This window comes from Solwaraspora sp. WMMA2056 (genome assembly GCF_030345095.1).
GTDB lineage: Bacteria > Actinomycetota > Actinomycetes > Mycobacteriales > Micromonosporaceae > Micromonospora_E.
On record NZ_CP128360.1, the window covers coordinates 5,677,667 to 5,703,481 of the forward strand.

A 25,815-nucleotide genomic window follows, 5' to 3' on the forward strand; every position below is an offset into this window, starting at 1 on the left:
TCGACGCTGAAACTAGTCGGGTAGTGCCGAGACGCCGAGCCCGCCACCGACCCGTCGGCAGATCACGACGTCGGCACCGGCCTGGCAGTTGTCGACCGCGTCGGCCATTCGCAGCAGCACCCGGGGCGGCGAGCCGTCCGGGGTGATCCTGGCCACCCACACCGTCGTCTGGTAGGGGTCGTACCGCAGCCCGAGCCAGCCGTCGGCGGTGACGGCGAACGGCGTCCAGTACGGATCGGCCGCGACCGGTTCGCCGGTGGCCGGGTCGACCACCATCCGCGTCGACGGGCGGTCCGCCTGCCGGGGAGTGGTGACCAGCAGGTGACGGCCGAACTCGGAGTGGAGCATCCAGTCGTCGTCGGACCATCGGACGGTGCCGTCGGCCGGGTCCAGCGCGCGGATTCCGCCAGCGGGCTGGGTCAGGCACAGCAGCGGCGCGCACGGGGTGAGTCCGCCGACCAGCGGCACCGGCACCGACCAGCGCGGGGTCAGCGTGTCCAGGTCGACGCCCCACAGGACGTCGTCGGTCATCGACACGAGCAGGTCGGCCACCACCCAGGTCGGGCCCGGTTCCATCGGCCGCCCGGTCGTCCCGTCGGTGCGCAGCTGGCCGGTCCGGGCGTCGCGGACCCGGACCCGGACCCGACCACTGAGCTCGACCTCCACCACGTCGGTGACCAGGTCGCCGTCGAGCCGGTAGTGGAGCTCCGCCTGCGCCGGGGTCGTCGTGGTCCAGCGGGTACGCCCGGAGCCTGCCTCGACGACCCGCAGGGTGACCCCGACCGACACCCACTCCCGCGTCCGCGGGTCGATCGCACTGCGTGGCAGCCACAGCGCCATCGCGTCGTCCGCGACGGCGCCCACGAAGAATCCGTCGGCCGACCAGCGCACCGATCCGTCGGCGATGTCGACGGCGGTGGTACCCGGTGCACCTCCCCTGTCGAACGAGTTGATCAACAGCAGGTCGTCGACGCGTTGGAGACCGGTGAGCCGCCGGCCCAGCCAGCCGTCGCCGTGCTGCGGGACCGGGACGCGCCAGCGCAGCTCGCCCCGGGGCAGCGTGTACGCGGCGATCGTCCGAGCACCGGCGTCGCCGCTACCGGCGGCGGCAGTCCCCTCCTCGATGTCACCGCCGCTGTCCTCGGCGACGAACAGCAGGTCGCCGTCGACGAGTGACTGGCTGTCGAAGCCGGACCCGATGTGGACCGGCTCCGGCAGGCCGGGCGGTGCGGCGGCGGCGACGGTGGCCAGGACGACGACGACCAGCAGCGCTGCCAGCCACGGCCGGACCGGCCGGCGGCCCCACCGCCGGCCGGCGGGCTGCCCGGGTTCCGGTGGCCGCCGACCGACCTCGCCGAGGTCGATGACGGCGGTCACCGGCGGCCCCTGTCCGTACCCGGCGGGCAAGACCCGGTCAGCTACGGCCGGCGCCGCGCCGGGTGGCCCGCCGGCCCGGCTCGTCGGCACCGCTGACGTCACCGATCAGACCCGCGCCGGCGCCGGTCGCCGGGGTGCCGTCCGGGTCGTCCAGCCCGGAGATCCAGCCGGTCACGTCCCGCGCCACGTCCTGAGCGGTCAGCCGCAGGTCGGTGAGGATCTGCGCCCGGCTGCCGTGCGGATGCCAGTCGGCCGGTACGCCGAGGTCACGCAGCGGCACCCGGACGTCGGCGTCGCGCATCGCCTTGGCCAGGGCGTCGCCGACCCCGCCGGTGCGTACCCCGTCCTCGACGGTGACCACCAGCCGGTGCCCGGCGGCGAGGGTGACCAGCTCGTCGGCGACCGGACGCACCCAGCGTGGGTCGACCACGGTCACCCCGTAGCCCTGCTCGGCGACCCGGGCGGCGACGTCGACACCCAGCTTGCCGAACGCGCCGACCGCGACCAGCAGCACGTCGGAACGGTCGGACTCGGCCAGTACGTCGACCGGGCCGACCCGGCGGACCGCCGGCAGGTCGGCGGCGACCGAGCCGGTCGGGAACCGCACCACGGTGGGGCCGTCGTCGACGGCGACCGCCTCGCGCAGCTCCTCCCGCAGGGTGGCGGCGTCGCGGGGCGCGGCGATCCGCAGCCCCGGCACCACCCCGAACACCGACATGTCCCAGATGCCGTAGTGGCTGGGCCCGTCCGGCCCGGTCACCCCGGCCCGGTCCAGCACGAAGGTCACCGGCAGCCTGTGCATCGCCACGTCCAGCAACACCTGGTCGAAGGCCCGGTTCAGGAAGGTCGCGTAGACCGCCACCACCGGGTGCAGCCCGCCCATCGCCAGCCCGGCGGCCGAGGTGGCGGCGTGCTGCTCGGCAATGCCGACGTCGTAGACCCGCTGCGGGTACTTACGGGCCAGCGCGGCGATCCCGGTCGGCTCGGCCATCGCGGCGGTGATCCCGACCACGTCGGGCCGATCGTCGGCGATCGCCACCAGCTCGTCGGCGAAGACGTGGGTCCACTTCACCGCCGGCGCGGCCAGCAGCTTGCCGGTCTCCACGTCGAAGGCGCTGCTCGGCCCGTGCAGGCAGTCGGCCTCGTCCTCCTCGGCCGGCCGGTAGCCGTAGCCCTTGCGGGTGACGACGTGCACGATCACCGGCGCGCCGAAGCCCTTGGCGTGCTGCAACGCCGACTCGACGGCGGGCAGGTCGTGCCCGTCGATCGGGCCGACGTACTTGATGCCGAGATCCTCGAACATGGTCTGCGGGGCGACCGCGTCCTTGATGCCCTTCTTGACCGCGTGCAGCACCTCGTACATCGGCCGGCCCACCAGCGGCGTCGCCCCCAGCGACTCCTTGACCAGGTCGAGGACCTTCTCGTAGCCCGGGTTGAGGCGCAACGCGGCCAAGTGGTCGGCCAGCCCGCCGATCGTCGGCGCGTACGACCGGCCGTTGTCGTTGACGACGACGACCAGCGGATTACGGGCCCCGGCGATGTTGTTCAACGCCTCCCAGCACATGCCACCGGTCAACGCGCCGTCGCCGACCACGGCGACGACGCTGCGTGCCTCGCCCCGCAGCGCGTACGCCTTGGCCAGACCGTCGGCGTAGGACAGCGCGGTGGAGGCGTGCGAGTTCTCGATCAGGTCGTGTTCGCTCTCGGCCTGGCTCGGGTAGCCGGACAGGCCGTCACGCTGGCGGAGCTGGTCGAAACCGGCCTGCCGGCCGGTGAGGATCTTGTGTACGTACGCCTGGTGACCGGTGTCGAACAGGAACCGGTCCCGGGGCGAGTCGAACACCCGGTGCATCGCGATGGTCAACTCGACCACACCGAGGTTCGGCCCCAGGTGCCCGCCGGTGCGGGAGACCTTGGCGACCAGGAAGTCGCGGATCTCGGCGGCCAGCAGCGTCAGCTCCTCGGCGGAGAGCCGTTTGACGTCCTGCGGTGTGCGTACGGTGGCCAGCAAGCGGCCGTCGGATCCTGCCTCTGCCCGGCTCAATTTCGCTCCCAACTGCCCTGCGTGCCCTCGTCGGCACGCGGGACGTCATCCGGCGGCGATGCGCGCTTCGGCCCGCGCGGCGTCCGCCCATGACCGCCGAGTCTATCGGGACGGCGCCGGGGTCAGCAGGGCCACGCACTCGACGTGCCCGGTCATCGGAAAGCAGTCGTAGGCCTGCAGGCGGGTCAACCGCCAGCCGAGTTCGCGGAAGGTCCGCAGGTCACGGGCGAGTGCAGCCGGATCGCAGGCGACGTAGCAGACCGCCCGGCGGGCAGCGGCCGCGATCGGGCCGACCACCTGTGCCCCGGCGCCCGCACGGGGCGGGTCGAGCACCACCAGGTCGACCGGTCCGGTGATCCTGCGTCGGGCCAGCGCCTGCTCGACCCGGGCCGCCACGACCTCCACCTGCGCCAGGTCGGCCAGGTTGCGCCGGGCCGCGGCGACGCCGGGACCGGCCGATTCGACCAGGGTGACCCGGCCGGTCGGCCCGGTCCGGGTCGCCAGGGCCGCGGCGAACAGTCCGGTGCCGCCGTACAGGTCCCAGGCCGACTCCCCCGCCGCCGGCTCCAGCAGCTCCAGCACCGCTTCGGACAGCGTGTCGGCGGCCGCCGGATGCACCTGCCAGAACGCCCCGGCCGGCAGGTCGAAGCGCCGGCCGACGGCGGTCTGGGTCACCGGTACGTCACTGCCGCCCCCGGGGGTCGGGATGACGACGACGTCACCAGCGCCGGCGGCGACGGCCTCGACCGCGTCGACCCCGGGCCAGCGCGGTCCGTCGGCCGATGCCACCAGCGCGGACGACGGCAGCGCCGCCGGCGTCTGGATGGCCGGGTGCGCGATCAGGCAGCGGTCCACGGCCACCACCTCGTGTGAGCGGTGCTTGAGCAGACCGGCGCGGTCGGCGGCGTCGACCGCGTACCGGACCCGGGTCCGCCAGCCCAGCGGACCGCCGGGCAACGCCCGGACCCGTACGTCGAGCGCGTCGACCTCGGCGGTGGTCAGCCCGGCGAGCCGCAGCAGCTGCTCGCGGACCACCGCCGCCTTCCAGTCCAGCTGCCCGGCGACGCTGACGTGCTGCAGATCACATCCGCCACAGCGGCCGGGGCCGGCGTACCGGCAGGGTGGCTCGACCCGCTCCGGTGCCGGCTCGGGCACCGCCACCGCGTCGGCGCGCAGATAGCCGCGGTGGACCTCGGTGACGTCGACGGTGACCAACTCGCCGGGCAGGGCATGCCGAACGAAGATCACCTGGCCGTCCAGCCTGGCCACGCAGTGGCCGCCGTGGGCCGGGGCGCCCACCCGGACCGTGACCCGGTCGCCCTCGGTCAACGGTTCCCGGTCGCCCGCCGTCACTGGTCCGCCCGCCCGGAGTCCACGTCGACCGGACCACCGTCGGCCGGACCGGCGTCGTCGTCGACCGACGGGCGCGGGCCGCGCGCCGGGGTCCGGCTCAGCGTCTCGTCGTAACGGTCGAGGTCACGGCTGGCGCTCGACGCCAACTGCCACGGCACGCTGGTCACCATCACTCCGGGCTCGAACAGCAGGCGGCCCTTGAGCCGCAACGCGCTCTGGTTGTGCAACAGGTTCTCCCACCAGTGGCCGACCACGTACTCCGGAATGAAGACTGTCACCACGTCGCGCGGCGCGTCCCGGCGGACCGACTTGACGTAGTCGATGATCGGCCGGGTGATCTCCCGATACGGCGAGTCGACCACGGTCAGCGGCACCGGTAGCCCCCGCCGGTCCCACTCGGCCCGCACCGCGCGGGTGTCGGCGTCGTCGACCCGCACGGTCAACGCGACCAGCGTGTCCGGTCGGGTGGCCTGGGCGTAGGCGACCGCCCGCAGCGTCGGCAGGTGCACCTTGCTGACCAGAACGATCGCGTGGTTGCGGGCGGGCAGCACCGGCCGGCCCTCGGCCGGGGTCAGTTCCCGGGCGACCGTGTCGTAGTGCCGCCGGATCGCCAGCATCAACGCGTAGACGATCGCCATCGCGGCGATGGCGATCCACGCGCCGAGCGCGAACTTGGTGACCAGAACGACGACCAGCACCGCGCCGGTCAGGGTCATACCGAACCCGTTGATCGCCCGGGACCGGTGCATCCGTCGCCGCCGCGCCGGGTCCCGCTCGGTGCGCAGCCGCCGGTTCCAGTGCCGCAGCATGCCGGCCTGGGACAGGGTGAACGAGACGAAGACCCCGACGATGTAGAGCTGGATCAGTCGGGTCAGCTCGGCCTGCAACACCACCAGCAGCACGATCGCGAAGCCGGCCAGGAACAGGATGCCGTTGCTGAAGGCCAGCCGGTCGCCCCTGGTGTGCAACTGGCGGGGCAGGTAGCGGTCCTGGGCGAGGATCGACCCGAGCACCGGGAAACCGCTGAACGCGGTGTTCGCGGCGAGGAACAGGATCAACGCGGTCACCCCGGCGACCAGGAACAGCAGCAGCCCCGACCCGAAGACGGTCTCGCCCAGCTGGGCGACCACGGTCTTCTGCACGTACCCGGGCGGGCCTGCCTCGATCTGCCGGGCCGGGTTCTCCACGAACTGCAGGCCGGTCAGCTGGGCGAGCCAGATGATCCCGCCGATCATGGCCACCGACAGGGTGCCGAGCAGCAGCAGGGTGGTGGCGGCGTTGCGGCTCTTCGGCGGCCGGAACGCCGGTACGCCGTTGGAGATCGCCTCCACCCCGGTCAGCGCGGCGCAGCCCGACGAGAAGGCCCGCAGCAGCAGGAACACCATCGCGAAAGCGCTCAGGTCGACCCACTCGGCGCTGATCACCAGGTCGGCGCTGGGTGCCCGCAGGTCGTGGCCGAGGACGAAGATCCGGATCAGGCCGGTGGCGATCACCGCACCGATGACGATGACGAACCCGTACGTCGGGACGGCGAACATCCGCCCGGACTCGCGGACCCCGCGCAGGTTCAACGCGGTGAGCACCACCACCGCACCGACCGCCACCGCCACCTTGTGTTCGGCGACGAAGGGCAGGACCGACCCGAGGTTGGCCACCCCGGAGGCGACCGAGACCGCGACGGTGAGCACGTAGTCGATGAGCAGCGCGCTGGCCACTCCGACCCCGAACCGGGGCCCCAGGTTGACCTTGGCCACCTCGTAGTCGCCGCCACCGGACGGGTACGCGTGCACGTTCTGCCGGTAGCTGGCGACCACGGTCACCATCACCACGACGACGGCGAGGGTCACCCATGGCGAGTAGACGAACGCCGCCGCACCGGCGATCGACAGGGTCAGCAGGATCTCGTCCGGTGCGTACGCCACCGACGACAGCGCGTCGGAGGAGAACACCGGCAGCGCCACCCGCTTGGGCAGCAGGGTGTGCTGCAACCGGTCGGATCGGAACGGCCGGCCCAGCAGCAGGCGCTTGATCAAGGAGGTGGGACTGGCCACAACCGCTAAGGGTACGGCGGCCCGCCACCTGGCGAATCCGGGTGGCTGATCACCGCCGCCGGGCACCGGCACGGTACGGTCGGCGGCGTCACCGGCCACGTCGTGGCAGGCTGGCAGACGGGCGCGGGTCCGCCCCGGTACGCGCCCGACCTTCGCCTGCGGGAGGACTCAGGTGCACGTCGTGATCATGGGTTGTGGTCGGGTCGGCGCGACCCTGGCCCACAATCTGCAGGACCGTGGTCATTCGGTCGCCGTGATCGACCAGGATCCGACCGCGTTCCGTCGGCTGCCGGGCGACTTCGCCGGCCGCACCGTCACCGGCACCGGGTTCGACCGGGAGGTGCTGACGGCGGCCGGGATCGAGCAGGCGGACGCCTTCGCCGCCGTCTCCAGCGGCGACAACTCCAACATCATCTCGGCGCGGCTGGCCCGGGAGACGTTCGGCGTGTCCCGGGTCGCGGCGCGCATCTACGACCAGCGCCGGGCGGAGGTCTACGAGCGGCTCGGTATCCCCACCGTGGCGACGGTGCGCTGGGCGGCGGACCGCATGCTGCGCCATCTCGTCCCCGAGGGTCACGTGGAGATCTTCCGGGACCCGACGAGCACCGTGTCGATCATCGAGGTCCCGGTGCACCGGGAGTGGATCGGCCGCCCGTTGGCGGCGCTGGAGACCGCCACCGGGACCCGCGCGGCGTACCTGATGCGGTTCGGCATCGGCACCCTGCCCGGCCCGACGACCGTGCTGCAGGAGGGCGACCAGGTGTTCATGCTCGTCACCGACGACATCGCGGACGCGGTCACGTTGACCGCCAGCAGTCTGCCGGAAGGAGCGCGGTGACATGCGGATCGCCATCGCCGGGGCCGGCAACGTCGGCCGGTCCATCGCCCAGGAACTGATCGACAACGGACATCAGGTGACGCTCTTCGAGCGCAACCCGGCGATGGTCCGCCGCGAACGGGTGCCAGACGCCGAGTGGGTCCTCGCGGACGCCTGCGAGGTGGCCAGCCTGGAGGACGCCGAACTGGCCGCCTACGACGTCGTCGTCGCCGCCACCGGCGACGACAAGGTCAACCTGGTGGTGTCGTTGCTGGCCAAGACCGAGTTCAGCGTGCCCCGGGTGGTGGCACGGGTGAACCGGGCCGAGAACGAGTGGCTGTTCACCGAGCAGTGGGGCGTGGACGTCGCGGTCAGCAAGCCACGGGTGATGGCGGCACTGGTCGAGGAGGCGGTGACCGTCGGCGACCTGGTCCGGCTGATGACCTTCCGGCAGGGTGAGGCGAACCTGGTGGAGATCACCCTGCCGACCGACGCCCCGCACGTCGGGCACGCGGTGCACACGGTGCCGCTGCCACGCGACTGCGCGCTGGTCGCGATCGTCCGGGGCAAGCGGGTCCTGACACCCGGTCCGGACGACCCGCTGGAGCCGGGTGACGAGTTGGTCTTCGTCTGCACCGCCGACGTGGAGGACGAGGTACGGGCGGTGGTCCTCGGGGCCGACAGCGTGGAACGCACCCGCCGGGGCGAGTAACCGTCGTCGTCCTCGCCCGGAGCCTGTGGGTCGGTCAGGTCGCCGGCAGCGGGTCGGCAGCCTCACGCTGCCGGTTCACCCGTCGGACCACCCAGACGGTGATCGCCAGCAGCACCGCGTACGGCGGATAACCCAGCAGCAGCCGGGACACCCCGAGCGCGGTCTCCATCGACGCGAGGTAGAAGCCGGCCTGTACGCCGACCTTGAGCAGCCAGACCACGCCCCAGAGCACGGTGAGGCGGTTGAAGGTGCGGATCAGCACCGGGTCGGTACGCCACTCGGAACGACCGCCGGCGGCGAGCACCGACCAGATCCAGCCGACCAGCGGTTGGCGGATCACCACCGAGCCGAGCAGTGCCAGGCCGTAGCCGATGCCGTAGAGGATGCCCGGCAGGTAGAAGTCGCGTTCCTCGCCGGTGCGCCAGGCCAGCAGCGCGCCGATGCCGATACCGAACAGCCCGTTGACCGCGTGCCGGATCGGGCGCCGCTGCGCCAACCGGACCACGGCGATGCCGACCGCGACGCCGACCGCAGCGATCAGGGCGACCGACAGGTCCCAGATGACGTTGCAGATCACGAAGACCGCGATCGGCACGCTGGACTCGACGAGGCCGCGCCAGCCGCCCAACTGCTCGGCCATCTGCTCGGTGATGCTCGGCAGCCGTTCGTCGGCCTCGTCGGGGTCGGTCGCCGTCGGCGCCTGCGCCGTGGTGGACCGCTCGGTCGGCGGTACGTCGTCACGCCGCGCCGTCGGACCGGCACCCTGCTGCCCGAACGTCATCGCCCACCGTCTCCTGTCCTCGCCGACCGTCCTGCGTCGTCGACCGGGCCGACTGTCGCCGGCCGGCTCACCTGGGGGATTCCAGATCGTAGTGCGGGTTGTAGATCACCTTGCGGTCGTCGCGGACCGCGACCCGGCCACGGGCGGTGAGCTGGCGTCCGGGTTCGATGCCGGCGATCCGCCGCCGACCCAGCCAGACGAGCGTGACGACGTCGCTGCCGTCGTAGAGGTCGGCCTCCAGGGTCGGCAGGTTCGTCCGCGGACAGTAGACGACGGTACGCAGCCGGCCGGAGACCGAGACCAGCTCGCCACGGTGACACTGGCCGGCGGGCACCGACCCGCACTCGGCGCTGGACCGCTGCAGCTGCTCGGCGTCCAGCTCATCCTCGGTGGCGGCCAGCCGACGCAGGAACCGACGCAACGAGGGACGGCGCTCGTCGATCGCCATGGCCGCGCGCCCCCTCCTGCCCGTCGCCGGTGTCGGCGGGGCCGCACCCCGCCGTGTCCAACCCGTCCAGGGTACGCCGTGCCCCGCCATGCTGGCCGACCCCGTCGACCGGGCCGAACGGGCCGAACGGCACCGGCTACGGCGTCGGGGAGCCGGGGATCCGGACAGCCGGGGCAGCGGGCGGCGACGCCGGGGCGGCCGGCGCCTGGCCGGCCTGGTCGGCGATCTCCCGGGGCAGTCGCAGCGGCAACGGCTCCCGTACCGGTTTCGCTTCCTGACCACGGTCGACCACCAGACCCTGGAGCGCCTCGGCGAGCGGCCCGGCGGCGGCCGGATCCGCCGCTGCCCCCTGGTAGAGGGCCCGTACCATCCAACGCGGCCCGTCGACCCCGACGAACCGTAGGTGGGTGTGGCCCTCCGGGGTGCGTACCTGGGCGACGAGCTCGGGACCGTAGTCGCCGGCGGTCTCCCGCACGGTGGCACCGTCGCGACGCAGCGACTCGGCGATCTCGGCACGTACCTCGTCCCAGATGCCCTCGCTGCGGGGCGCGGCGAAGACGCCCAGCTGCAGGGCACTGCCCCGGTTCGCGAGCACCACCTGCTGGATCACCCCGTCGGGGTTGGCCTGCACCCGCACCTCGACGCCCTCGATCGCGGGGATCTGCAGGCTGCCCAGGTCCAGCCGGCGGACCCCGGTCGGGGCCTCGGACACGTCGTACGGCCCGGTCGACGGCTCGGCCGCCGACTGCGCCTCGACCGAGTCGGGCTGCGCCTGCTCGTCCTTGGCGTGCCGGCCGCGCCCACGGCCGCGGGAGAAGACCACGATGCCAACCCTCCGTTGTGCGAGTCGCTGTCCCGGCCGCGACGGGCCGCGTACAGCGGAGTATGGGCTGTCGACGGACCGCCGCGACGGTCGGGGTCCGTCCCGGGGGGCGCTAGCCGACCGGGACGTCGGCGGTCGGTGCGGACAGCCCGGCGTGACCACCGGTCGATCCGTGCCCGGCCGCGCCACGGACGGAGTCCGGCAGCTCGTCGACAGCCTGAAAATCTGCAGTTTCCACGCGTTGTATCACAAGTTGCGCGATCCGGTCACCACGCGAGATCGTGGCGGCCCGCGTCGGATCGTGGTTGATCAGGTTCACCAGGATCTCGCCACGGTAACCGGCGTCGACCGTACCGGGGGCGTTGAGCACGGTGACGCCCAACCGCGCGGCGAGCCCGGACCGGGGGTGCACCAGGCCGACGTACCCGTTCGGCAGGGCCACCGCCACCCCGGTGCGCACCAGGGTCCGGGCCCCCGGCGCCAGCTCGACGTCCTCGGCCGCGAACAGGTCGGCACCGGCGTCACCAGGATGGGCGTACCGTGGCAGCGGCAGTCCCGGATCGAGCCGCCGCACCGGCACCGGCACCCGCTCGGACATGGCTCCTCCTTGATCGTCGCACCCTCGTCGCCATCGTCGCGCCCGTGACCGGTGACGCCCGGTCGGCTCGCCGCACCGGTCGGCCGGCACCCGGCCCTGGCGACGGCGTAGTCTCGGACGGCGTGGCTGCCGTTTCCGCTGACCGCGACACACCGTACCGGGCCGTGGCGTCCTACCGGGAACGGCTGCGACTGCCGTGGTGGCTCTGGGCATGCGCCCTCGGCCTGGCCGCCCTCCTCGCCGCCGAGGTGTGGATGGGCACCTCCGGGGTCCGTGCCTGGCTGCCGTTCAGCGTGCTGTTGCCGGTGACCGCCGTCGGACTGTGGTGGCTCGGCCGGATTCCGGTCCGGGTCACGACGGACGAGTTCCAGGTCGACGACGCCCGGTTGCCGCTGCGCCACGTCGCCGACGTCGTCGCGTTGGACGCCGACGGCCGCCGGGAACTGCTGGGGGTGGGCGCCGACCCGCTGGCGTTCGTGATCCAGCGTCCCTGGGTCTCCGGCGCGGTGCAGATCGTTCTCGACGACCCGGCCGATCCCACACCGTACTGGGTGGTGAGCAGCCGGGAGCCGGTCCGGCTGGCGGCCGAGATCCTGGCCGCGCGCGACCGGGCACCCGGTACGTCCGCCGCTACGGCGGACACCGTGGGCCCGACCGGCTGATCAGGGGCCGATCGCCGGCGGCGGCGGTGGATGCATCAGGCCGAGCGCCCGGCGCTGGGTCCGTAGGTCGGCCCGGACCCGATCGGCGAGTGCGCGGGTGGCCCGCCGGTTCAGGTAGCTGGCGACCGCCGCGCCGGTGAGGAACGGCCCGAGGGTGGTCAGGTTGCGGCCGAACCGGCGCAACAGCAGTTCGCCGAGTTCCCGACGGGCGGCGGTGCCGAGGACCGCGCCGACGCCGACTCCCGGGACCACCGGGTTGACGCCCCGCTGGTTCGCCCACGAGTGGATCATGTTGATCGCCCGCTCCGTGCCGCTGCCGGGCACCGGTACGCCGTACACCTGGTGCAGCTCCCCGACCAGTTTCAGCTCGACCGCCACGACCGCGACGGTCTCGGCCGCCAGCAGCACCGGGGCGGAGAGCAACGTCGGCGTGGCGGCCCACTGGATCGCGGAGATACCGCCACCGGCGGCGCCGATGCCGGCGCTGACCCGGCTGGCGTTGCGGATCAACCGCTCGGCCAGCTCCTCGTCGGTCAGGCCGGGGTGGTGGGAGCGCAGGGTGTCCCGGTCACGGATCGGGATGTACGGGGCGACGTCGGCAACCGCCGCGACCAACCAGCGCATCGCCGCCGAGGGTCGGAACAACTCGGTCACACCCCGCCGCCGCAGCTGCTCCACGAGGCGCCGCAGCAGGTGACGGCGGCGACCGGGGTCGACACCGTCGCCGGTGAGCTCGGCGACGGTCGCGGCGAAGCGGTCGGTACCGGGCGACCGGGCGAGGTCGCCCGACGGCGCCACCGACTCGTCGGGCCGGTCCGGCTCCGACGCGTCAGAGCTGGCCGGCACCGTCCCGTCCGGGCGGTTCGCGTCGTCGGGTTCAGTCATGTGTGCCTCCACGGCGGGTCGACCGGCACAAATGGTGACTGCGGCGACCTCGTCTCCAAGGTCGCCGCACGCCTCCTGCTCCCCCGGTACGCCGTCAGGTGCACTCGCGACAGATCAGCTCGTTGTTGCGCTCGACGGCGAGTTGGCTGCGGTGGTGGACCAGGAAGCAGCGCGCGCAGCGGAACTCGTCCGACTGCATCGGCAGCACCTTCACCGTCAGTTCCTCGTCCGCCAGGTCGGCTCCGGGCAGCTCGAAGCTCTCGGCCACCTCGGCCTCGTCAACGTCGACGGCGCCCGACTGTGAGTCGACGCGCCGTGCCTTGAGCTCCTCCAGGCTGTCCTCGCCGAGGTCGACCTCGTCTCGACGCGGAGCGTCGTAGTCGGTGGCCATCGGTTCACTCTCCCGTATCGTTCAGTCGCTTCCGGTGATAACGCCGGACGACGGTAATTCGGTTCCCTTGCGGGTCCCCTCGTTGGGACCGCAGACCAACGTTCGTGCCGGTTTGTGCCGGTTTGCGGTTTCCGCAGGAAACTCCCCCCGCGAGCGCGGTACCTTACCCCCCTCTGGCCGACGCATGTATACCGCCCTTGTGGGATTGATGTACGCCCAGACGCCGGAACTTGTTCCCAATGTGACTCAGGCGACACGAAGATAGGGGTACCTGGCCACCGATCATCGTCGGCACGCCGGAGGGCGGCGCCGTTTCCCCCGCCGGACGGACAACCGCTAACCTCGGCGGCATACTCGGTTGTCACCGGTGCGGCGCGCCGACTCCGGCACCGTCACACCTGCAGGGGGCCATCTCATGAGCTTTGCGCGCGTGCGAGCGCTGGTCGTCGTCGGCGTCCTGGTCGTGTTCGCCCTGATCTTCGTCGTCGTCGCGATGGTCCGCGACAGCCAGAGCGGCGACGCCGCCACAGCGTCCTGCCCGGCGGGCTGGGCGGTTGCCGACGTCACGCTGCGCGAGGCGAAGGACGTCCGGCTCAACGTCTTCAACGCCACCGACACCAGCGGACTGGCCACGAACGTCGCCGACGACCTGGGCAACCGCAAGTTCCAGATCGAGGAGGCGGCCAACGACCCGGAGGGCCGGCGCATCGACGGCGTGGCCGTGCTGCGGTACGGCCCCAAGGCGGTCGGCTCGGCGCACCTGATGCGGGCCTACTTCCTCGACCAGGCGACGACCGAGTACGACCCGGCGCGGGAGGACGACATCGTCGACGTGGTGATCGGCAACGCGTTCCGCCAGTTGGCCACCACCACCGAGGTCAACCAGTCCCTGGCCGCCCTCGGCAAACCGGTCCTGCCGCCGGAGACCTGCGCCGCCCCGCAGTAGCCGGCAGCACGGCCGGGCCGTCACGGCCAACGACCGCAGCGGACCCGACCCGCATGGGCCGATCAGCAGGTCACGGCCCGCCAGCGGCGTCGAGCCGGACCAGGTGCTCGGTCAACGCGGGAAACAGCGCCGGCGGCGCGGCCACCAGCATTTGCGGGCCGGCCGACGCACCGGCCAACCCGCCCACGGTCAGCCCGGCCTCCGCCGCGATCAACCCACCCGCCGCGTGATCCCAGATGTTGAGACCCTTTTCGTAGTAGGCGTCGACCCCGCCCTCCGCTGCCGCACACAGGTCCAGCGCCGCCGCCCCGAACCGACGGATGTCGCGGACCTCGGCCAGCAGGCCGACCAGCACCCGGGCCTGGTGCACCCGCCGGGCGGCGTCGTAGCCGAAGCCGGTGGCCACCAACGCCTGGGACAGCTCGGTCCGCCGGGAGCCGGACAACCGCTGGCCCTCGCGGTAGGCCCCGCCGCCGATCGTCGCGGTCCACTCCGCCCCGGTGGCCGCGTTGTGCACCACCCCGGCGACGACCTGCCCCTCCACCTCGGCGGCGAGCGAGACCGCGTAGTTCGGCAGGCCGTACAGATAGTTCACCGTGCCGTCGATCGGGTCGAGAATCCAGCGCACCCGGGCGGAGCCGGCCACCGCGGCGTCGCCGTACTCCTCGCCCAGCACCGCGTCGGCGGGCCGCAGCTCGCGCAACGCCGCCCCGACCTGCCGCTCGACGGCGCGGTCGGCCGCGGTGACCACATCCGTCGCGGTGCTCTTGGTCGCCAGCCCGGAGACGCCCTCGCGGCGCATCTCGCGGGCGGTCCGCGCGGCGTGCCGCGCGACCTCGACGGCGATCTTGAGTAGATCCTGCGGGTCCGGTGTCGGTTCCGTCATGGTCCCCCCTCGTTGCCGGTGTCCGTCCCGGTGCGTCCGGTCCTGATGCACAGGCGTCCCTTCCCGGACCCGCGCATCACCCGGGCGGTCAGCGACAATGACCCGTACGGCAGGGGTAACATCCTGTCAAAGTCCACGTTCGTCCCATGTCGGTGGCCCCCGACCGGCGGCCGGCTCGCGCGTGGCGGGATGATCCCCACAAACGGCGTTACAATTCACGCCTGCCCTCGTGCCACGGTTCACCGGCCCGGCCGGTGCACCGTCGCGGGGGTCACACAATCACAACCGGCACGTCGCTCCGCGCTGCGGTGGCCGGTCCGGCCGTGCTCGTTCATCGCTCCGGAAGGTCATTCGTGACAGAACTCCGCCACACCGGCGCCGACGTACGCTCGCTAACCGACACGCTGATCGCCCATGCCGAACGGGCCGGCGGTCAGCTCACGTCGGCCGAGGTCGCACGGACGGTCGAGTCCGCCGAAGTGACCCCGGCCCAGGCCAAGAAGATCCTGCGGGCGCTCGCCGACGCCGGGATCACCGTCGTGGTCGACGGCTCGGCCAGCACCCGTCGCCGGGTGGCCGCCGCGCGTGCCGCCACCCCCGCGTCCAAGGCCACCACCGCCAAGACCACCCGGCGTACCCCGGCGCCGCCGCCGGCCCCGCCGAAGCAGGCGCCCGCACCGGACGAGGCGGCGCCGGCCGCGGTGACCGCCGCCGTACCGGCGAAGAAGGCCACCACCCGCAAGGCCACGACGGCGGCCGTGCCGGCCGCCTCGCGCAACGGCGCGACGCCGGACGACGCCGCCGCGCCGCCGGCCAAGGCGACCCGTGGCCGGGCCGCGAAGGCTGCGGGCGGCACCACGGCGGCCAAGGCGGCCGGGGCAGCGGCCAAGGCCGCACCGGGCAAGGCCGCACCGGCCAAGGCCGGCAAGGCCACCGCCAAGGACGGCGAGGCACCGGCCACCGGCGACGACGAGATCGATCCCGAGACGCTGGCCGCCGAGATCGAGGACGTCGTGGTCGAGGAGCCGGCCGAGCTGGCCCAGGCCGCCGAGGCGGACGCCACCCGGGACAACGACTTCGAGTGGGACGACGAGGAGTCCGAGGCGCTCAAGCAGGCCCGGCGTGACGCCGAGCTGACCGCCTCCGCCGACTCGGTCCGGGCCTACCTCAAGCAGATCGGCAAGGTGCCGCTGCTCAACGCCGAGCAGGAAGTCGAGCTGGCGAAACGCATCGAGGCCGGCCTGTACGCCGCCGAGCGGCTGCGGGCCGCCGAGGAGGGCGAGCAGAGCCTGCCGATCCAGCTGAGCCGGGACCTGGGCTGGATCTCCCGTGACGGGGAGCGGGCCAAGAACCACCTGCTGGAGGCGAACCTGCGGCTGGTGGTGTCGCTGGCCAAGCGCTACACCGGGCGTGGCATGGCCTTCCTCGACCTCATCCAGGAAGGCAACCTGGGTCTGATCCGCGCCGTCGAGAAGTTCGACTACACCAAGGGCTACAAGTTCTCCACCTACGCCACCTGGTGGATCCGCCAGGCCATCACCCGGGCCATGGCCGACCAGGCCCGCACCATCCGCATCCCGGTGCACATGGTGGAAGTGATCAACAAGCTCGGCCGCATACAGCGTGAGCTGCTGCAGGATCTGGGTCGGGAGCCCACTCCGGAAGAGCTGGCCAAGGAGATGGACATTACCCCGGAGAAGGTGCTGGAGATCCAGCAGTACGCCCGGGAGCCCATCTCACTGGACCAGACCATCGGTGACGAGGGTGACAGCCAGCTCGGCGACTTCATCGAGGACTCCGAGGCCGTGGTGGCCGTGGACGCGGTCTCCTTCTCGCTGCTGCAGGACCAGTTGCAGCAGGTGCTGCAGACCCTGTCCGAGCGGGAGGCGGGTGTCGTCAGGTTGCGATTCGGTCTCACTGACGGCCAACCTCGGACGCTGGACGAAATCGGACAGGTCTACGGCGTCACCCGGGAACGCATCCGACAGATCGAATCCAAGACCATGTCCAAGTTGCGTCACCCGTCCCGTTCTCAGGTGCTTCGGGACTATCTGGACTGACCCTGGACACTCCACCGAATGTGTAACCTTCGTCACTTGGCGTCTATCAAGCGCAGGTCATCAGGGCGTTACCCGGCGGTGATCGTTGACGTGGCACCCTTGGTTCACGGCACACTGTGCCTACCAGGTGTGAGCCCGGTCCCCCGGGGGCACATCGGGAAGGCGGGGACCCCCGCCGGTGTTGGACGATGGGTGACAGACCGAAGAGTGTGTTCATCGGTGACGACCAGAGGAGGAAGGCGATGACCCCGACTCTCACGCCTCCGGAGACGGTGGATGCCCTAGGCGCCGATGAACGGTGCGACCGGTGCAACGCGGCCGGCAAACTACGGGTGACCCTGGCGGGCGGCAGTGAGCTGGTGTTCTGCGGACACCACGCTAACAAGTACGCCGACGATCTCGTCAAGATCGCGGTGCAGTTCAAGGCCGACCCCGAGTTCACCTGGCGTGGCGCCGATCTGATGGCCAACTGACGACGCGTACCACCCGATAGCGACGGCCGGGACCCCCACCACTGGGGGTCCCGGCCGTCGCTGTGCGCGCTCCCCCCTTTCCCGGTCCCGGCCGTCGCTGTGCGCGCCACCTTTCCCGCTCACACGGGCTACGAACTGGCTATTCAACCGATAGGTTGCGCACGGCTCGGTCAGGCTCTAGGCTCATGCTCAACCGACAGGTTGATTAAGAGGTTCCCTTGATGAACGACGACCAGCTCTCCCGGGTGTTCGCCGCGTTGGCCGATCCCACCCGCCGCGACATCGTGGCCCGGCTGGCCGATGGTGACGCCACGGTCAACGAGTTGGCCGCACCGTACGACGTCTCGGTGCAGGCGGTGTCCAAGCACATCAAGGTGCTCCAGGAGGCCGGGCTGGTCAGCCAGGCCCGGGACGCCCAACGGCGCCCGTGCCACCTGGAGGCGGACGTCCTCGACCTGACGACGCGGTGGATCGAACGGTACCGCCGGCAGGCGGAGCAGCGGTTCCGCCGGCTCGACGCCGTACTGGCCGGCCTGGACCGGGCCGACCCGGGCACCAGCGGCCCTGCCGACCTGGGCCGGGCCGACCCCGCCGCACCCGAGCAACGGAACCGACAAGGAGCAGCGTGATGACCAGTACCACCCGCGACGAGACCCGCGTCGAAGCCGACCCGAACCTGCCGACGATCCGGATCATCCGCGACTTCGCCGCAAGCCGGGAACGGGTGTTCCGCGCCTGGATCGACCCGGACCTGGCGATCCGGTGGGTCGGACCGACGAGCGTGCAGATGACCATCGAGCACTGGCAGGGGCACACCAGCGGAAGCTACCGCTACACCCACTGGCGCGACGGCGAACGGCTCGCCAGCTTCTACGGCTCGTTCCACGAGGTCCGCCCGGACGAGCGCCTGGTCCAGACGTTCACCTACGACGGCGTACCGGACGGGGTCAGTCTGGAGACCGCCACCTTCGAGGACCTGCCCGACGGCGGCACCCGGGTGACCGTACTCGCGGTGGTGGAGAACATGATCGCCCGGGACCAGATGCTCGCCAGCGGCATGGAGTACGGCATCCGCGAGGGCTACGCCAAGCTCGACGACCTGCTCTCGGCCGACTGAGCCGACCGGACACGCGGCCGACCGAGCCGACCGGCACCGCACCGGTGCCTGCACCGGCTCAGAGCGTCTGCACCATCGCGATGCGTTCTTCCAGCTGCTCGATGGTGGCCTGCGCACTCGGGGGACCGCCGCACCGGCGCCGCAACTCGGCATGGATCTTGCCGTGCGGCAGTCCGGTCCGGTGGTGATGCGCGGCGACCAGGGCGTTGAGCTGGCGGCGCAGGGCGATCCGCCGCTCCCCTGCGGTCGGCGCACGCTCGGGCTGGCGGGCGGCGGGCACCGGTTGCTGCTCGGACCGGGCCCGCCGCGCGGCGGCGACCTGCTCGGCCTGTCGCCGGTTCAGCAGCACCGCCACCTGGTCCGCGGTGAGCAGGCCCGGCAGCCCGAGGTACTCCTCCTCCTCCGGGGTGCCGGCCTGCGCTCCGGTGCCGAACGACGCGCCGTCGAAGATCACCTGGTCCAGCTCGGCGGTGGCGGACAACGCCTCGAACCGCTTTTCCAGCTCACCACTGGCCTGCTCGTTGCGCTGGGCGCGCTCGAGCAGGTCGTCGTCGAAGCCCTCCCGCTTCTTCGCCGCGCCCAGCACGTGGTCCCGCTCGGCTTCCATCTCGCTGGCCAGCTCCAGCAGGTGCGGAACGCTGGGCAGGAAGACCGTCGCCGTCTCGCCCGGCCGGCGGGCCCGGACGAACCGGCCGATCGCCTGGGCGAAGTACAGCGGTGTGGAGGCGCTGGTCGCATAGACGCCGACGGCCAGCCTGGGAATGTCGACCCCTTCGGAGACCATCCGGACCGCGACCATCCACCGCTGCTCGGAGGCGGCGAACGAGGCGATCCGGGCCGAGGCGCCGACGTCGTCGGAGAGCACCACGGCGGCCTTCTCCCCGGTGACCCGCTCCAACAGCCGCGCGTACGAGCGGGCCGCCGCCTGGTCGCTGGCGATGACCAGGCCGCCGGCGTCGGTCATCCCGCCCGAGCGCAGTACGCCGAGTCGGGCGTCGGCCGCGCGCAGCACCGCCGGCATCCAGTCGCCGGCCGGGTCGAGTGCGGTCCGCCAGGCCTGCGCGACGAGATCCTGGGTCATCGGTTCGCCGAGCCGGGCGGCCAGTTCGTCGCCGGCGCTGGTGCGCCACCGGGTCTCCCCCGAGTAGGCCAGGAACAGCACCGGGCGCACCACGCCGTCGCGCAGCGCGTCGGAGTAGCCGTACACGCTGTCCGCCCGGGACCGGGCCAGCCCGTCGCCGCCGGCCTCGTACCGTACGAACGGGATCGGGTTGTCGTCGGAGCGGAACGGCGTACCGGTGAGCATCAGCCGTCGGACGGCCGGCTCGAAGGCCGACTTCACTCCGTCGCCCCACGACCGGGAGTCGCCGGCGTGGTGGATCTCGTCGAGGACGACCAGGGTGCGGCGGGTCATCGTGCGGCGCCGGTGCACCTGGGGTGCCATGCCGACCTGGGCATAGGTCACCACCGCGCCGTGGAAGTCCGCCGACGAGTGCAGGTCGGCGTTGCGGAACGCGGCGTCGAGCTGGATGCCGACCCGGCCGGCGGCCAGCGCCCACTGGGTCTTCAGGTGCTCGGTCGGGGCGACGACGGTGACCGCCTCGACGGTGCCGTCGGCGAGCAGTTCGGCGGCGATCCGCAGCGCGAACGTCGTCTTGCCGGCGCCGGGGGTCGCGACCGCGAGGAAGTCCTCGCTGCGTCGGCGCAGGTACTCCACCAGTGCCCGACGCTGCCAACCACGGAGCGCCGGGAACGTGTCGACCGTCGGCATGCTGGCCGGCACGCGCACCCCTTTCCGCTGTCCGCTTCCCTCAGCCCACGACAAGCTACCTCAGCCCACGAAAAGGCCCTCGCGGCCGCTGGTCGCGAAGGCCGATCGGGTGCCGGCTCAGCCGGCCATCGACTCGTAGATCTCCTTGCACCGGGGGCAGACCGGCGCCCCGGGCTTGGGGCTGCGGGTGACCGGGAAACGTTCGCCGCAGAGTGCGATCACGAAGGTGCCCATCACGGCACTTTCCGCAATCTTGTCCTTTCGGACGTAATGGAACATCTCCGGACCGGTGTCCGCGTCCTTGACCTCAGGACGCTCCAGAACCTCGGTGCTCACGTCGTCTCCCACCTCCGGCTGAGAGTCTGGCAGTTCACGGCGTACGGGTCCAACCTCCGGCCCGGTCCACCGCCCCGTACCGTTGCGATCATGGCAGATTCCGCAGGCCGCACCGGGCCGTTGCACCACGACATCCAGTACGGCGCCGAGGTGGCCGACGCCCGCCGGGACGGACGGGCCATCGTCGCCCTGGAGAGCACCATCATCGCACACGGGCTGCCCCGGCCCGACAACCTGCGGGTGGCCCGGGACATCGAGTCGACGGTACGCGCCACCGGCGCGGTGCCGGCCACCATCGGCATGCTCGGGGGGCGCCTGGTGGTCGGTCTCGACGACGACCAGCTGACCCACCTGGCCAACTCCGAGACGGTGGCGAAACTCTCCGCCCGGGACCTCGCCCTGGCCGCGGCGAACGGCGTCGACGGTGCCACCACGGTCGCCGCGACCAGCGCGGTCGCCGCGGTCGCGGGGATCGGCGTCTTCGCCACCGGCGGCCTCGGCGGCGTGCACCGGGAAGCGGAGCGGACCTTCGACGAATCGGCCGACCTGGTGACGTTGGCCCGCACGCCGATCACCGTGGTCTGCGCCGGGGTCAAGTCGATCCTGGACGTGGCGGCCACCCTGGAGCGGCTGGAGACGCTCGGTGTCGCGGTGGCCGGCTACCGGTCCCGCGGGTTCCCCGGCTTCTTCGTCACCGACAGCGGGCACGAGGTGGACTGGTCGCTGGACTCCCCCGAGCAGGTCGCCGAGGCCATCCGGGCCCGCCGCCGGCACGGCGTCGGTGGTGGTGCGCTGGTGGTGGCGAACCCCCTGCCGACCGAGGAGCAGCTGGACCCGCAACTGCACGACGCGACGCTGGCCGACGGGTTGGCCGCGATGGCGGCGCAGGGTGTCACCGGCAAGGGCGTCACCCCCTTCCTGCTGGCCCACTTCCACTCCGCGACCGCCGGCGCGAGCCTGGCGGTGAACATCCGGATCATCCTGCGAAACGCCGACCTCGCCGGCCGTATCGCGGTCGCCGCCGCCGGGTGAACCCGCCCGCCGCACCGGTGCCGCGCCCCCGACCGGGGCGGATCCTCGTGGTCGGCGACCTGGTCACCGACGTGGTGGCGGTGCTCGCCGGGCCGGTGGCCGCCGGCTCGGACACCCCGGCCGCCATCCGGTTCACCGGCGGCGGTCAGGCGGCCAACACGGCGGCGTGGCTCGCGTGGCACGGCGTACCGGTCACTCTGGTCGCGACGGTGGGTGACGACGACGTGGGCGCGCTGCGCCTGGCCGAACTCGCCGCAGCCGGGGTCGGCCTGGCGGTACGGCGGTGCCGGTCGACGCCGACCGGCACGGTGATCGTGCTGGCCCACGCCGGCGAACGGTCGATGGTGGCCGACCGGGGTGCCAACCTGTCGCTGCGGGCGGCCGACGTCGACGCGGCGCTGGCCGGCTTCCCGGACGCGACGCATCTGCACCTGTCGGGCTATCCGCTGCTGCACGCGCAGACCCGGCCGGCCGCCCGGCACGCGTTGGCCGTTGCCCGGGCGAACGGGCTGTCCACCAGCGTCGACGCGGCGTCGGCGGCGCCGCTGCGCGCGACCGGTCCGGCCCGGTTCCTGGACTGGCTGCACGGCACCGATCTGCTGCTGGCCAACGCCGACGAGGCCGTCGTGCTCGGCGTGACGCACGGGCCGGTGCCGCGGCGGGCGACCCGGCATCTGGTGGTGAAACGGGGGGCGGCCGGTGCCAGCTGGCATGATCCGCAGGGCACGGTGACGGCACCGGCCCCGGTGGTGCCGGTGGTCGACCCGACGGGCGCCGGTGACGCGTTCGCGGCCGGGTTGCTCGCCGCGTGGGTGTCCGGCGCCGCCCCGGCGGACGCTCTGAAGGCCGCCGTACGGGCGGGTGCCGCCGCTGTAGGTGTCGTCGGTGCCCGGCCGGTCAGCGGCACCGGCACCGGCACCGGCACCGGTGCCGGCTGATCACGGCTCCGCGTCGATGACCGGGCCGGCCGGTGACGCCACCGGGTTCGCGCCGAGGGCCGTCGGGGTCCGCGCTGGCGGTTGCCGTCGGCGGGCCAGCAGGTGTCTGTCCTTCGGTGGCCGGTCGTTGGCGAGCAGCACCGCCAGCCAGGGCACCAGGATCATGCCGATCGCGCAGAGCGGCAGCCAGACCCAGAGCAGGGGTGCCTCCAGCGTCACCAGGACCGCGCCGACGATCAGGCAGCCGCCACGGACGGACATCATGGCGACGTACCGGCGCTGCCGGCGGCGCAGCTGTTCCGCCGGGCTGGTCTCGGCGTTGGTGATCACGGTCGGGCGGTCAGCGGTTCGTCTCACCGGTTCCTCCTCGTCGCCGTCCCCCATCGTCGCACCTGGTCGGGCCCGTCGGTCGGCCGGCGTCGACAGCTGATCCGACGTACCACGTGCGTGTTACGCTGCGAGGGTGGGTAACCGGTTCAGCTTCGCCGACGAGGCCCTCGACAACCTGGCGATCTACGGGGTCACGCCGGGTGAGGTCTGGGAGGCGTTGCACAGCCGGCACCGGATCATCCGCCACCTCGGTGACGACGTGATGGTCGTCTACGCGGCCCTGCGCACCGGCCGGCGGCTGGCGGTCCTGCTGGCCGAGTCCCGACACAGCGACAACGACTGGGACGTGCTCTCCGCGCGCGATCTCAGCGACGCCGAGTCGAAACGCTACGACGCGGCGCTGCACCACCGGCGACGATAGGAGTCCGTGTCATGCACCGTGACGACGCGATCAAGCAGTTCCACGACAGCGGCGACCGGATCGCCGAGTTGATCGACGATCACCCACCGGCCGAGATAGCCACGCCGGACACCGACGAGCCGATGGTCAGCCGGTCGATCCGGCTGCCGCTGGCCACCTACGACCGGGTCCGCGCCGCCGCCGAGGCGCGCGGCATCGGCGTCACCACGTTGATGCGCCAGTGGATCGAGGCCGGGCTCGCCGACCTGGACGACTCCGCGACGGTCTCGCTGGCCGACGTACGGCGGGCCCTGGCCGCGCTGGCCACCCAGCCCGACGCCGCCTGACCCGGCTGCCCCACTTCTCGGCGGTCGGGGTCAGCCCTTCGCCGCCTTGGCCGCCGCTTTCATCTGCTGCTTGTGCTCCCGGACCCGGAGCAACGAGTTCTCGTCGACGATGTCGGCCACCGAGACGTACACCCCGTCGGCGCCGTACTGGCCGGCGGCCTCGCGCCAACCGGGCGGGGTGACCCCGAACCGCTTGCCGAGCAGCGCCAGGAAGATCTGCGCCTTCTGCCGGCCGAACCCGGGCAGGTCACCGATCCTCGCCAACGCGGTCGTCCCGTCCGGCGCCTCCGTCCAGATCCGGGCGGGGTCGCCGCCGTAGCGGTCCACCACCACCTGGCACACCTGCTGCACCCGGGCGGCCATCGCCTTCGGGAACCGATGCAACGCCGGTCGCTCGGCGAAGACCGCCACCAGCTCCGCCGGGTCGAACTCGGCCAGCTCGCGGGCGTCCGGCTCGTGCCCCAACCGTCGGCTCAGGTCGTACGGGGCGGAGAACGCCCGCTCCAGCGGCACCTGCTGATCCAGGACCATCCCGACGAGCAGCGCCACCGGACTGCGTTCCAGCAGCTCGTTGGCGTGCGCCTCGATCGGCAACGACAGTGTCATGGCACTTATCTTGCCGGACCGACCGGCAGCGTTGCCGGACCGACCGGCGCCACGCCGTCGGCAACGCCCCCGCCGTACGAAGGTCGCGGGTCCACCGGGACCGCGTCGGGGCGACCGGGCAGGATGACGGGGTGACCGACGACACCGCCTTTCCCGCACTGCTCGACGCGACCGGCGTCGACCAGCTCCGTACCGCGTTGACCTCGGCCGGCTTCACCTCGACCGGGATCGCGCAACGGCTCGGGCCCTCGGCGACCGCCGCCGTGTCCCGCAACGACTACCGCGCCGCGCTGCGGGCCACCACCGACGGCGACCCGCTCGCCACCCTGATCCGGTTGTTCGTCTGCGCGCAGACGGAGCCGGTCGACGCGGTCACCGCCGCGCTGGCGCCGCTGCCCCTGGCCGAGGCGCTCACCGCCGGCCTGGTGGAACCGGCACCGGACGGCCCGGGGCTGCGGCAGGGCGTCGACCTGGAGCCGTACGGCGACACCTGGTGGGTGGTCTCCGACGTGCCGGCGCATCTGCGGGCCGGGCGGCCCCTCGCCGCCGACCACGTCCTCGGGGTCGGCGGTTCCTCGACGACGCTGGCCGGCGCGGTCCCCCGCCGTCCGGTCGGCGCCGCCCTCGACCTGGGCACCGGTTGCGGTGTGCAGTCGTTGCACCTGGCACAGCACGCGGCCCGGGTCACCGCGACCGATCTGTCCGTGCGGGCACTGCGGTTCGCGGCGACGACCGCCGCGCTCAACGGCCAGCAGTGGGAGCTGCGCCACGGCGATCTGACCGCTCCGGTCACCGACCGACGGTTCGACCTGGTGGTGAGCAACCCGCCGTTCGTGGTCGGGCCGGGCACCGCCACCCACGTCTACCGGGACTCCGGCCGTATCGGTGACGGGGTCTGCGCCGAGTTGGCTGCGGCCGCCGACGGGCTGCTCACCGACGGCGGCACCATGCTCTACCTGGCCAACTGGATGCACGTCGCTGGCGAGGACTGGACCGAACGGGTCGCGGGCTGGATCGCCGGCTCCGGCCTGGACGGATGGGTGATCCAGCGGGAAGTGGCCGACCCGTTGTCCTACGTCAACCTGTGGCTCGCCGACGCCAGCGAAGGCCCCGACGCGCACCGGGCCGCGGCCTGGCTCGACTGGTTCGACGCCCAGAAGGTCGAGGCGATCGGGTTCGGGCTGGTCACGCTGCGCCGGGCCGGACACGACGACCCGGTGGTACGGGTCGAGGAGCTGCGCCAGCAGGTGACGCCGCCGCTCGGTGAGCGGATCGACGAGTGGTTCACCCGGCAGGACTGGCTGCGCGACCGGGACTGCGACGGACTGCTCGCGGCCCGGTACCGGGCGGCCGCCGGGTTGCGGCTGCAGCAGGAGGCCAGCATCGGCGACGACGGTTGGGCGGTGGACCGGCAGACTGTCACGATGACCGACGGCCTGCGCTGGTCCGAGGAGGTCGACCCGCTGGTCCTGGCGTTGATCGGCGGCTGCGACGGTCAGGTCGCCATGCGCGGTCAGCTCGCCCTGCTGGCGGCCGCACACGACGTACCGGAGGCGGAGCTGACCGAGGCGGCCCTGCCGATCCTGACCCGGCTGGTCGAGCGGGGCATCCTGCAGCCGGTGTGACAGGCT

General features: G+C 72.5%; 28 protein-coding genes. 13 read left to right on the plus strand and 15 right to left on the minus strand.

The genetic code is table 11. The annotated features are described in order from the left end of the window. Window positions 1-12 precede the first annotated feature (12 nt). The 4 genes from O7608_RS25665 to O7608_RS25680 all read right to left on the minus strand — a co-directional run bounded on the left by O7608_RS25665 (window position 13) and on the right by O7608_RS25680 (window position 6,825). Window positions 13-1,377 carry an outer membrane protein assembly factor BamB family protein gene (locus tag O7608_RS25665; protein WP_289207015.1) on the minus strand — a complete coding sequence of 455 codons (1,365 nt, stop codon included), beginning with the start codon at window positions 1,375-1,377 and terminating at the stop codon, window positions 13-15. Window positions 1,378-1,414: 37 nt separating this feature from the next. Beyond that, window positions 1,415-3,421: a 1-deoxy-D-xylulose-5-phosphate synthase gene (gene dxs, locus O7608_RS25670; protein ID WP_289207016.1), complete on the minus strand. Its 2,007-nt coding sequence runs from the start codon at window positions 3,419-3,421 to the stop codon at window positions 1,415-1,417. A gap of 102 nt (window positions 3,422-3,523) precedes the next feature. Next, the gene (locus O7608_RS25675) at window positions 3,524-4,774 is read right to left on the minus strand and encodes a class I SAM-dependent RNA methyltransferase (protein ID WP_289207017.1); all 1,251 of its coding nucleotides are present in this window, start codon (window positions 4,772-4,774) and stop codon (window positions 3,524-3,526) included. Beyond that, window positions 4,771-6,825, minus strand: a complete 2,055-nt coding sequence (locus O7608_RS25680; protein ID WP_289207018.1) for an APC family permease — start codon at window positions 6,823-6,825, stop codon at window positions 4,771-4,773. The genes O7608_RS25675 and O7608_RS25680 overlap by 4 nt, the downstream gene beginning before the upstream one ends. 172 nt (window positions 6,826-6,997) lie before the next feature. Here O7608_RS25680 and O7608_RS25685 point away from each other — a divergent pair, with 172 nt between their 5' ends. Beyond that, complete coding sequence (locus tag O7608_RS25685; RefSeq protein ID WP_289207019.1) at window positions 6,998-7,663, plus strand: potassium channel family protein; 666 nt, start codon at window positions 6,998-7,000, stop codon at window positions 7,661-7,663. Between the two features lies 1 nt (window position 7,664). After that, the gene (locus O7608_RS25690) at window positions 7,665-8,354 is read left to right on the plus strand and encodes a potassium channel family protein (protein ID WP_289207020.1); all 690 of its coding nucleotides are present in this window, start codon (window positions 7,665-7,667) and stop codon (window positions 8,352-8,354) included. A gap of 34 nt (window positions 8,355-8,388) precedes the next feature. On the opposite strand, the gene O7608_RS25695 is transcribed toward O7608_RS25690, so the two are convergent. The 4 genes from O7608_RS25695 to dut form a co-directional block, all read right to left on the minus strand. Then, complete coding sequence (locus O7608_RS25695; protein ID WP_289207021.1) at window positions 8,389-9,135, minus strand: DUF3159 domain-containing protein; 747 nt, start codon at window positions 9,133-9,135, stop codon at window positions 8,389-8,391. Between the two features lie 67 nt (window positions 9,136-9,202). Beyond that, entirely contained in the window at window positions 9,203-9,583 is a 381-nt protein-coding gene (locus O7608_RS25700; protein WP_282226417.1) for an OB-fold nucleic acid binding domain-containing protein, read from the minus strand. Window positions 9,584-9,719: 136 nt separating this feature from the next. Next, entirely contained in the window at window positions 9,720-10,406 is a 687-nt protein-coding gene (locus tag O7608_RS25705; protein WP_289207022.1) for a DUF3710 domain-containing protein, read from the minus strand. 112 nt (window positions 10,407-10,518) lie between these two features. After that, entirely contained in the window at window positions 10,519-11,004 is a 486-nt protein-coding gene (gene dut, locus O7608_RS25710; RefSeq protein WP_289207023.1) for a dUTP diphosphatase, read from the minus strand. 122 nt (window positions 11,005-11,126) lie between these two features. Between dut and O7608_RS25715 the strand changes: the two genes are divergently transcribed. Next, the gene (locus O7608_RS25715) at window positions 11,127-11,666 is read left to right on the plus strand and encodes a DUF3093 domain-containing protein (protein WP_289207024.1); all 540 of its coding nucleotides are present in this window, start codon (window positions 11,127-11,129) and stop codon (window positions 11,664-11,666) included. On the opposite strand, the gene O7608_RS25720 is transcribed toward O7608_RS25715, so the two are convergent. Both O7608_RS25720 and O7608_RS25725 read right to left on the minus strand, forming a co-directional pair. Next, window positions 11,667-12,551 (minus strand): hypothetical protein, encoded by an 885-nt coding sequence (locus O7608_RS25720; RefSeq protein ID WP_289207025.1) that lies wholly within the window; start codon window positions 12,549-12,551, stop codon window positions 11,667-11,669. Between the two features lie 94 nt (window positions 12,552-12,645). Further along, entirely contained in the window at window positions 12,646-12,942 is a 297-nt protein-coding gene (locus O7608_RS25725) for a DUF4193 domain-containing protein (protein WP_123600728.1), read from the minus strand. Window positions 12,943-13,372: 430 nt separating this feature from the next. Between O7608_RS25725 and O7608_RS25730 the strand changes: the two genes are divergently transcribed. Next, on the plus strand, window positions 13,373-13,888 hold the full coding sequence (locus O7608_RS25730; protein WP_289211030.1) for a LytR C-terminal domain-containing protein: 516 nt from the start codon (window positions 13,373-13,375) through the stop codon (window positions 13,886-13,888). A gap of 70 nt (window positions 13,889-13,958) precedes the next feature. On the opposite strand, the gene O7608_RS25735 is transcribed toward O7608_RS25730, so the two are convergent. Then, window positions 13,959-14,774 carry an inositol monophosphatase family protein gene (locus tag O7608_RS25735; protein ID WP_289207026.1) on the minus strand — a complete coding sequence of 272 codons (816 nt, stop codon included), beginning with the start codon at window positions 14,772-14,774 and terminating at the stop codon, window positions 13,959-13,961. Window positions 14,775-15,127: 353 nt separating this feature from the next. On the opposite strand from O7608_RS25735, the gene O7608_RS25740 reads away from it, so the two are divergent. The 4 genes from O7608_RS25740 to O7608_RS25755 all read left to right on the plus strand — a co-directional run bounded on the left by O7608_RS25740 (window position 15,128) and on the right by O7608_RS25755 (window position 18,424). Next, on the plus strand, window positions 15,128-16,834 hold the full coding sequence (locus O7608_RS25740) for an RNA polymerase sigma factor (protein ID WP_289207027.1): 1,707 nt from the start codon (window positions 15,128-15,130) through the stop codon (window positions 16,832-16,834). 242 nt (window positions 16,835-17,076) lie between these two features. Then, a complete protein-coding gene (locus O7608_RS25745; protein ID WP_123604458.1) occupies window positions 17,077-17,307 on the plus strand; it encodes a DUF7455 domain-containing protein in 231 nt (76 codons plus the stop codon). 221 nt (window positions 17,308-17,528) lie between these two features. Further along, a complete protein-coding gene (locus O7608_RS25750) occupies window positions 17,529-17,936 on the plus strand; it encodes an ArsR/SmtB family transcription factor (protein ID WP_289207028.1) in 408 nt (135 codons plus the stop codon). Continuing rightward, on the plus strand, window positions 17,936-18,424 hold the full coding sequence (locus tag O7608_RS25755; RefSeq protein ID WP_289207029.1) for an SRPBCC family protein: 489 nt from the start codon (window positions 17,936-17,938) through the stop codon (window positions 18,422-18,424). Before O7608_RS25750 ends, O7608_RS25755 begins: the two co-directional genes overlap by 1 nt. Before the next feature lie 58 nt (window positions 18,425-18,482). On the opposite strand, the gene O7608_RS25760 is transcribed toward O7608_RS25755, so the two are convergent. After that, a complete protein-coding gene (locus O7608_RS25760) occupies window positions 18,483-20,207 on the minus strand; it encodes a DEAD/DEAH box helicase (protein ID WP_289207030.1) in 1,725 nt (574 codons plus the stop codon). A 105-nt stretch (window positions 20,208-20,312) separates the two neighbouring features. Then, window positions 20,313-20,531: a DUF3039 domain-containing protein gene (locus tag O7608_RS25765; protein ID WP_282226406.1), complete on the minus strand. Its 219-nt coding sequence runs from the start codon at window positions 20,529-20,531 to the stop codon at window positions 20,313-20,315. Window positions 20,532-20,621: 90 nt separating this feature from the next. Between O7608_RS25765 and O7608_RS25770 the strand changes: the two genes are divergently transcribed. Next, complete coding sequence (locus O7608_RS25770) at window positions 20,622-21,563, plus strand: pseudouridine-5'-phosphate glycosidase (RefSeq protein ID WP_289207031.1); 942 nt, start codon at window positions 20,622-20,624, stop codon at window positions 21,561-21,563. Further along, window positions 21,560-22,501 carry a carbohydrate kinase family protein gene (locus O7608_RS25775; protein ID WP_289207032.1) on the plus strand — a complete coding sequence of 314 codons (942 nt, stop codon included), beginning with the start codon at window positions 21,560-21,562 and terminating at the stop codon, window positions 22,499-22,501. The genes O7608_RS25770 and O7608_RS25775 overlap by 4 nt, the downstream gene beginning before the upstream one ends. Here O7608_RS25775 and O7608_RS25780 read toward each other — a convergent pair whose 3' ends face one another. Then, window positions 22,502-22,858 carry a DUF3099 domain-containing protein gene (locus O7608_RS25780; RefSeq protein ID WP_289207033.1) on the minus strand — a complete coding sequence of 119 codons (357 nt, stop codon included), beginning with the start codon at window positions 22,856-22,858 and terminating at the stop codon, window positions 22,502-22,504. 106 nt (window positions 22,859-22,964) lie between these two features. On the opposite strand from O7608_RS25780, the gene O7608_RS25785 reads away from it, so the two are divergent. Next, a complete protein-coding gene (locus O7608_RS25785; RefSeq protein WP_282226402.1) occupies window positions 22,965-23,252 on the plus strand; it encodes a hypothetical protein in 288 nt (95 codons plus the stop codon). Window positions 23,253-23,263: 11 nt separating this feature from the next. After that, entirely contained in the window at window positions 23,264-23,578 is a 315-nt protein-coding gene (locus O7608_RS25790) for a YlcI/YnfO family protein (RefSeq protein WP_289207034.1), read from the plus strand. Window positions 23,579-23,608: 30 nt separating this feature from the next. On the opposite strand, the gene O7608_RS25795 is transcribed toward O7608_RS25790, so the two are convergent. Beyond that, complete coding sequence (locus O7608_RS25795; RefSeq protein ID WP_289207035.1) at window positions 23,609-24,184, minus strand: HhH-GPD-type base excision DNA repair protein; 576 nt, start codon at window positions 24,182-24,184, stop codon at window positions 23,609-23,611. A 131-nt stretch (window positions 24,185-24,315) separates the two neighbouring features. Between O7608_RS25795 and O7608_RS25800 the strand changes: the two genes are divergently transcribed. Then, window positions 24,316-25,809 (plus strand): DUF7782 domain-containing protein, encoded by a 1,494-nt coding sequence (locus O7608_RS25800; RefSeq protein WP_289207036.1) that lies wholly within the window; start codon window positions 24,316-24,318, stop codon window positions 25,807-25,809. Window positions 25,810-25,815: the final 6 nt, after the last annotated feature.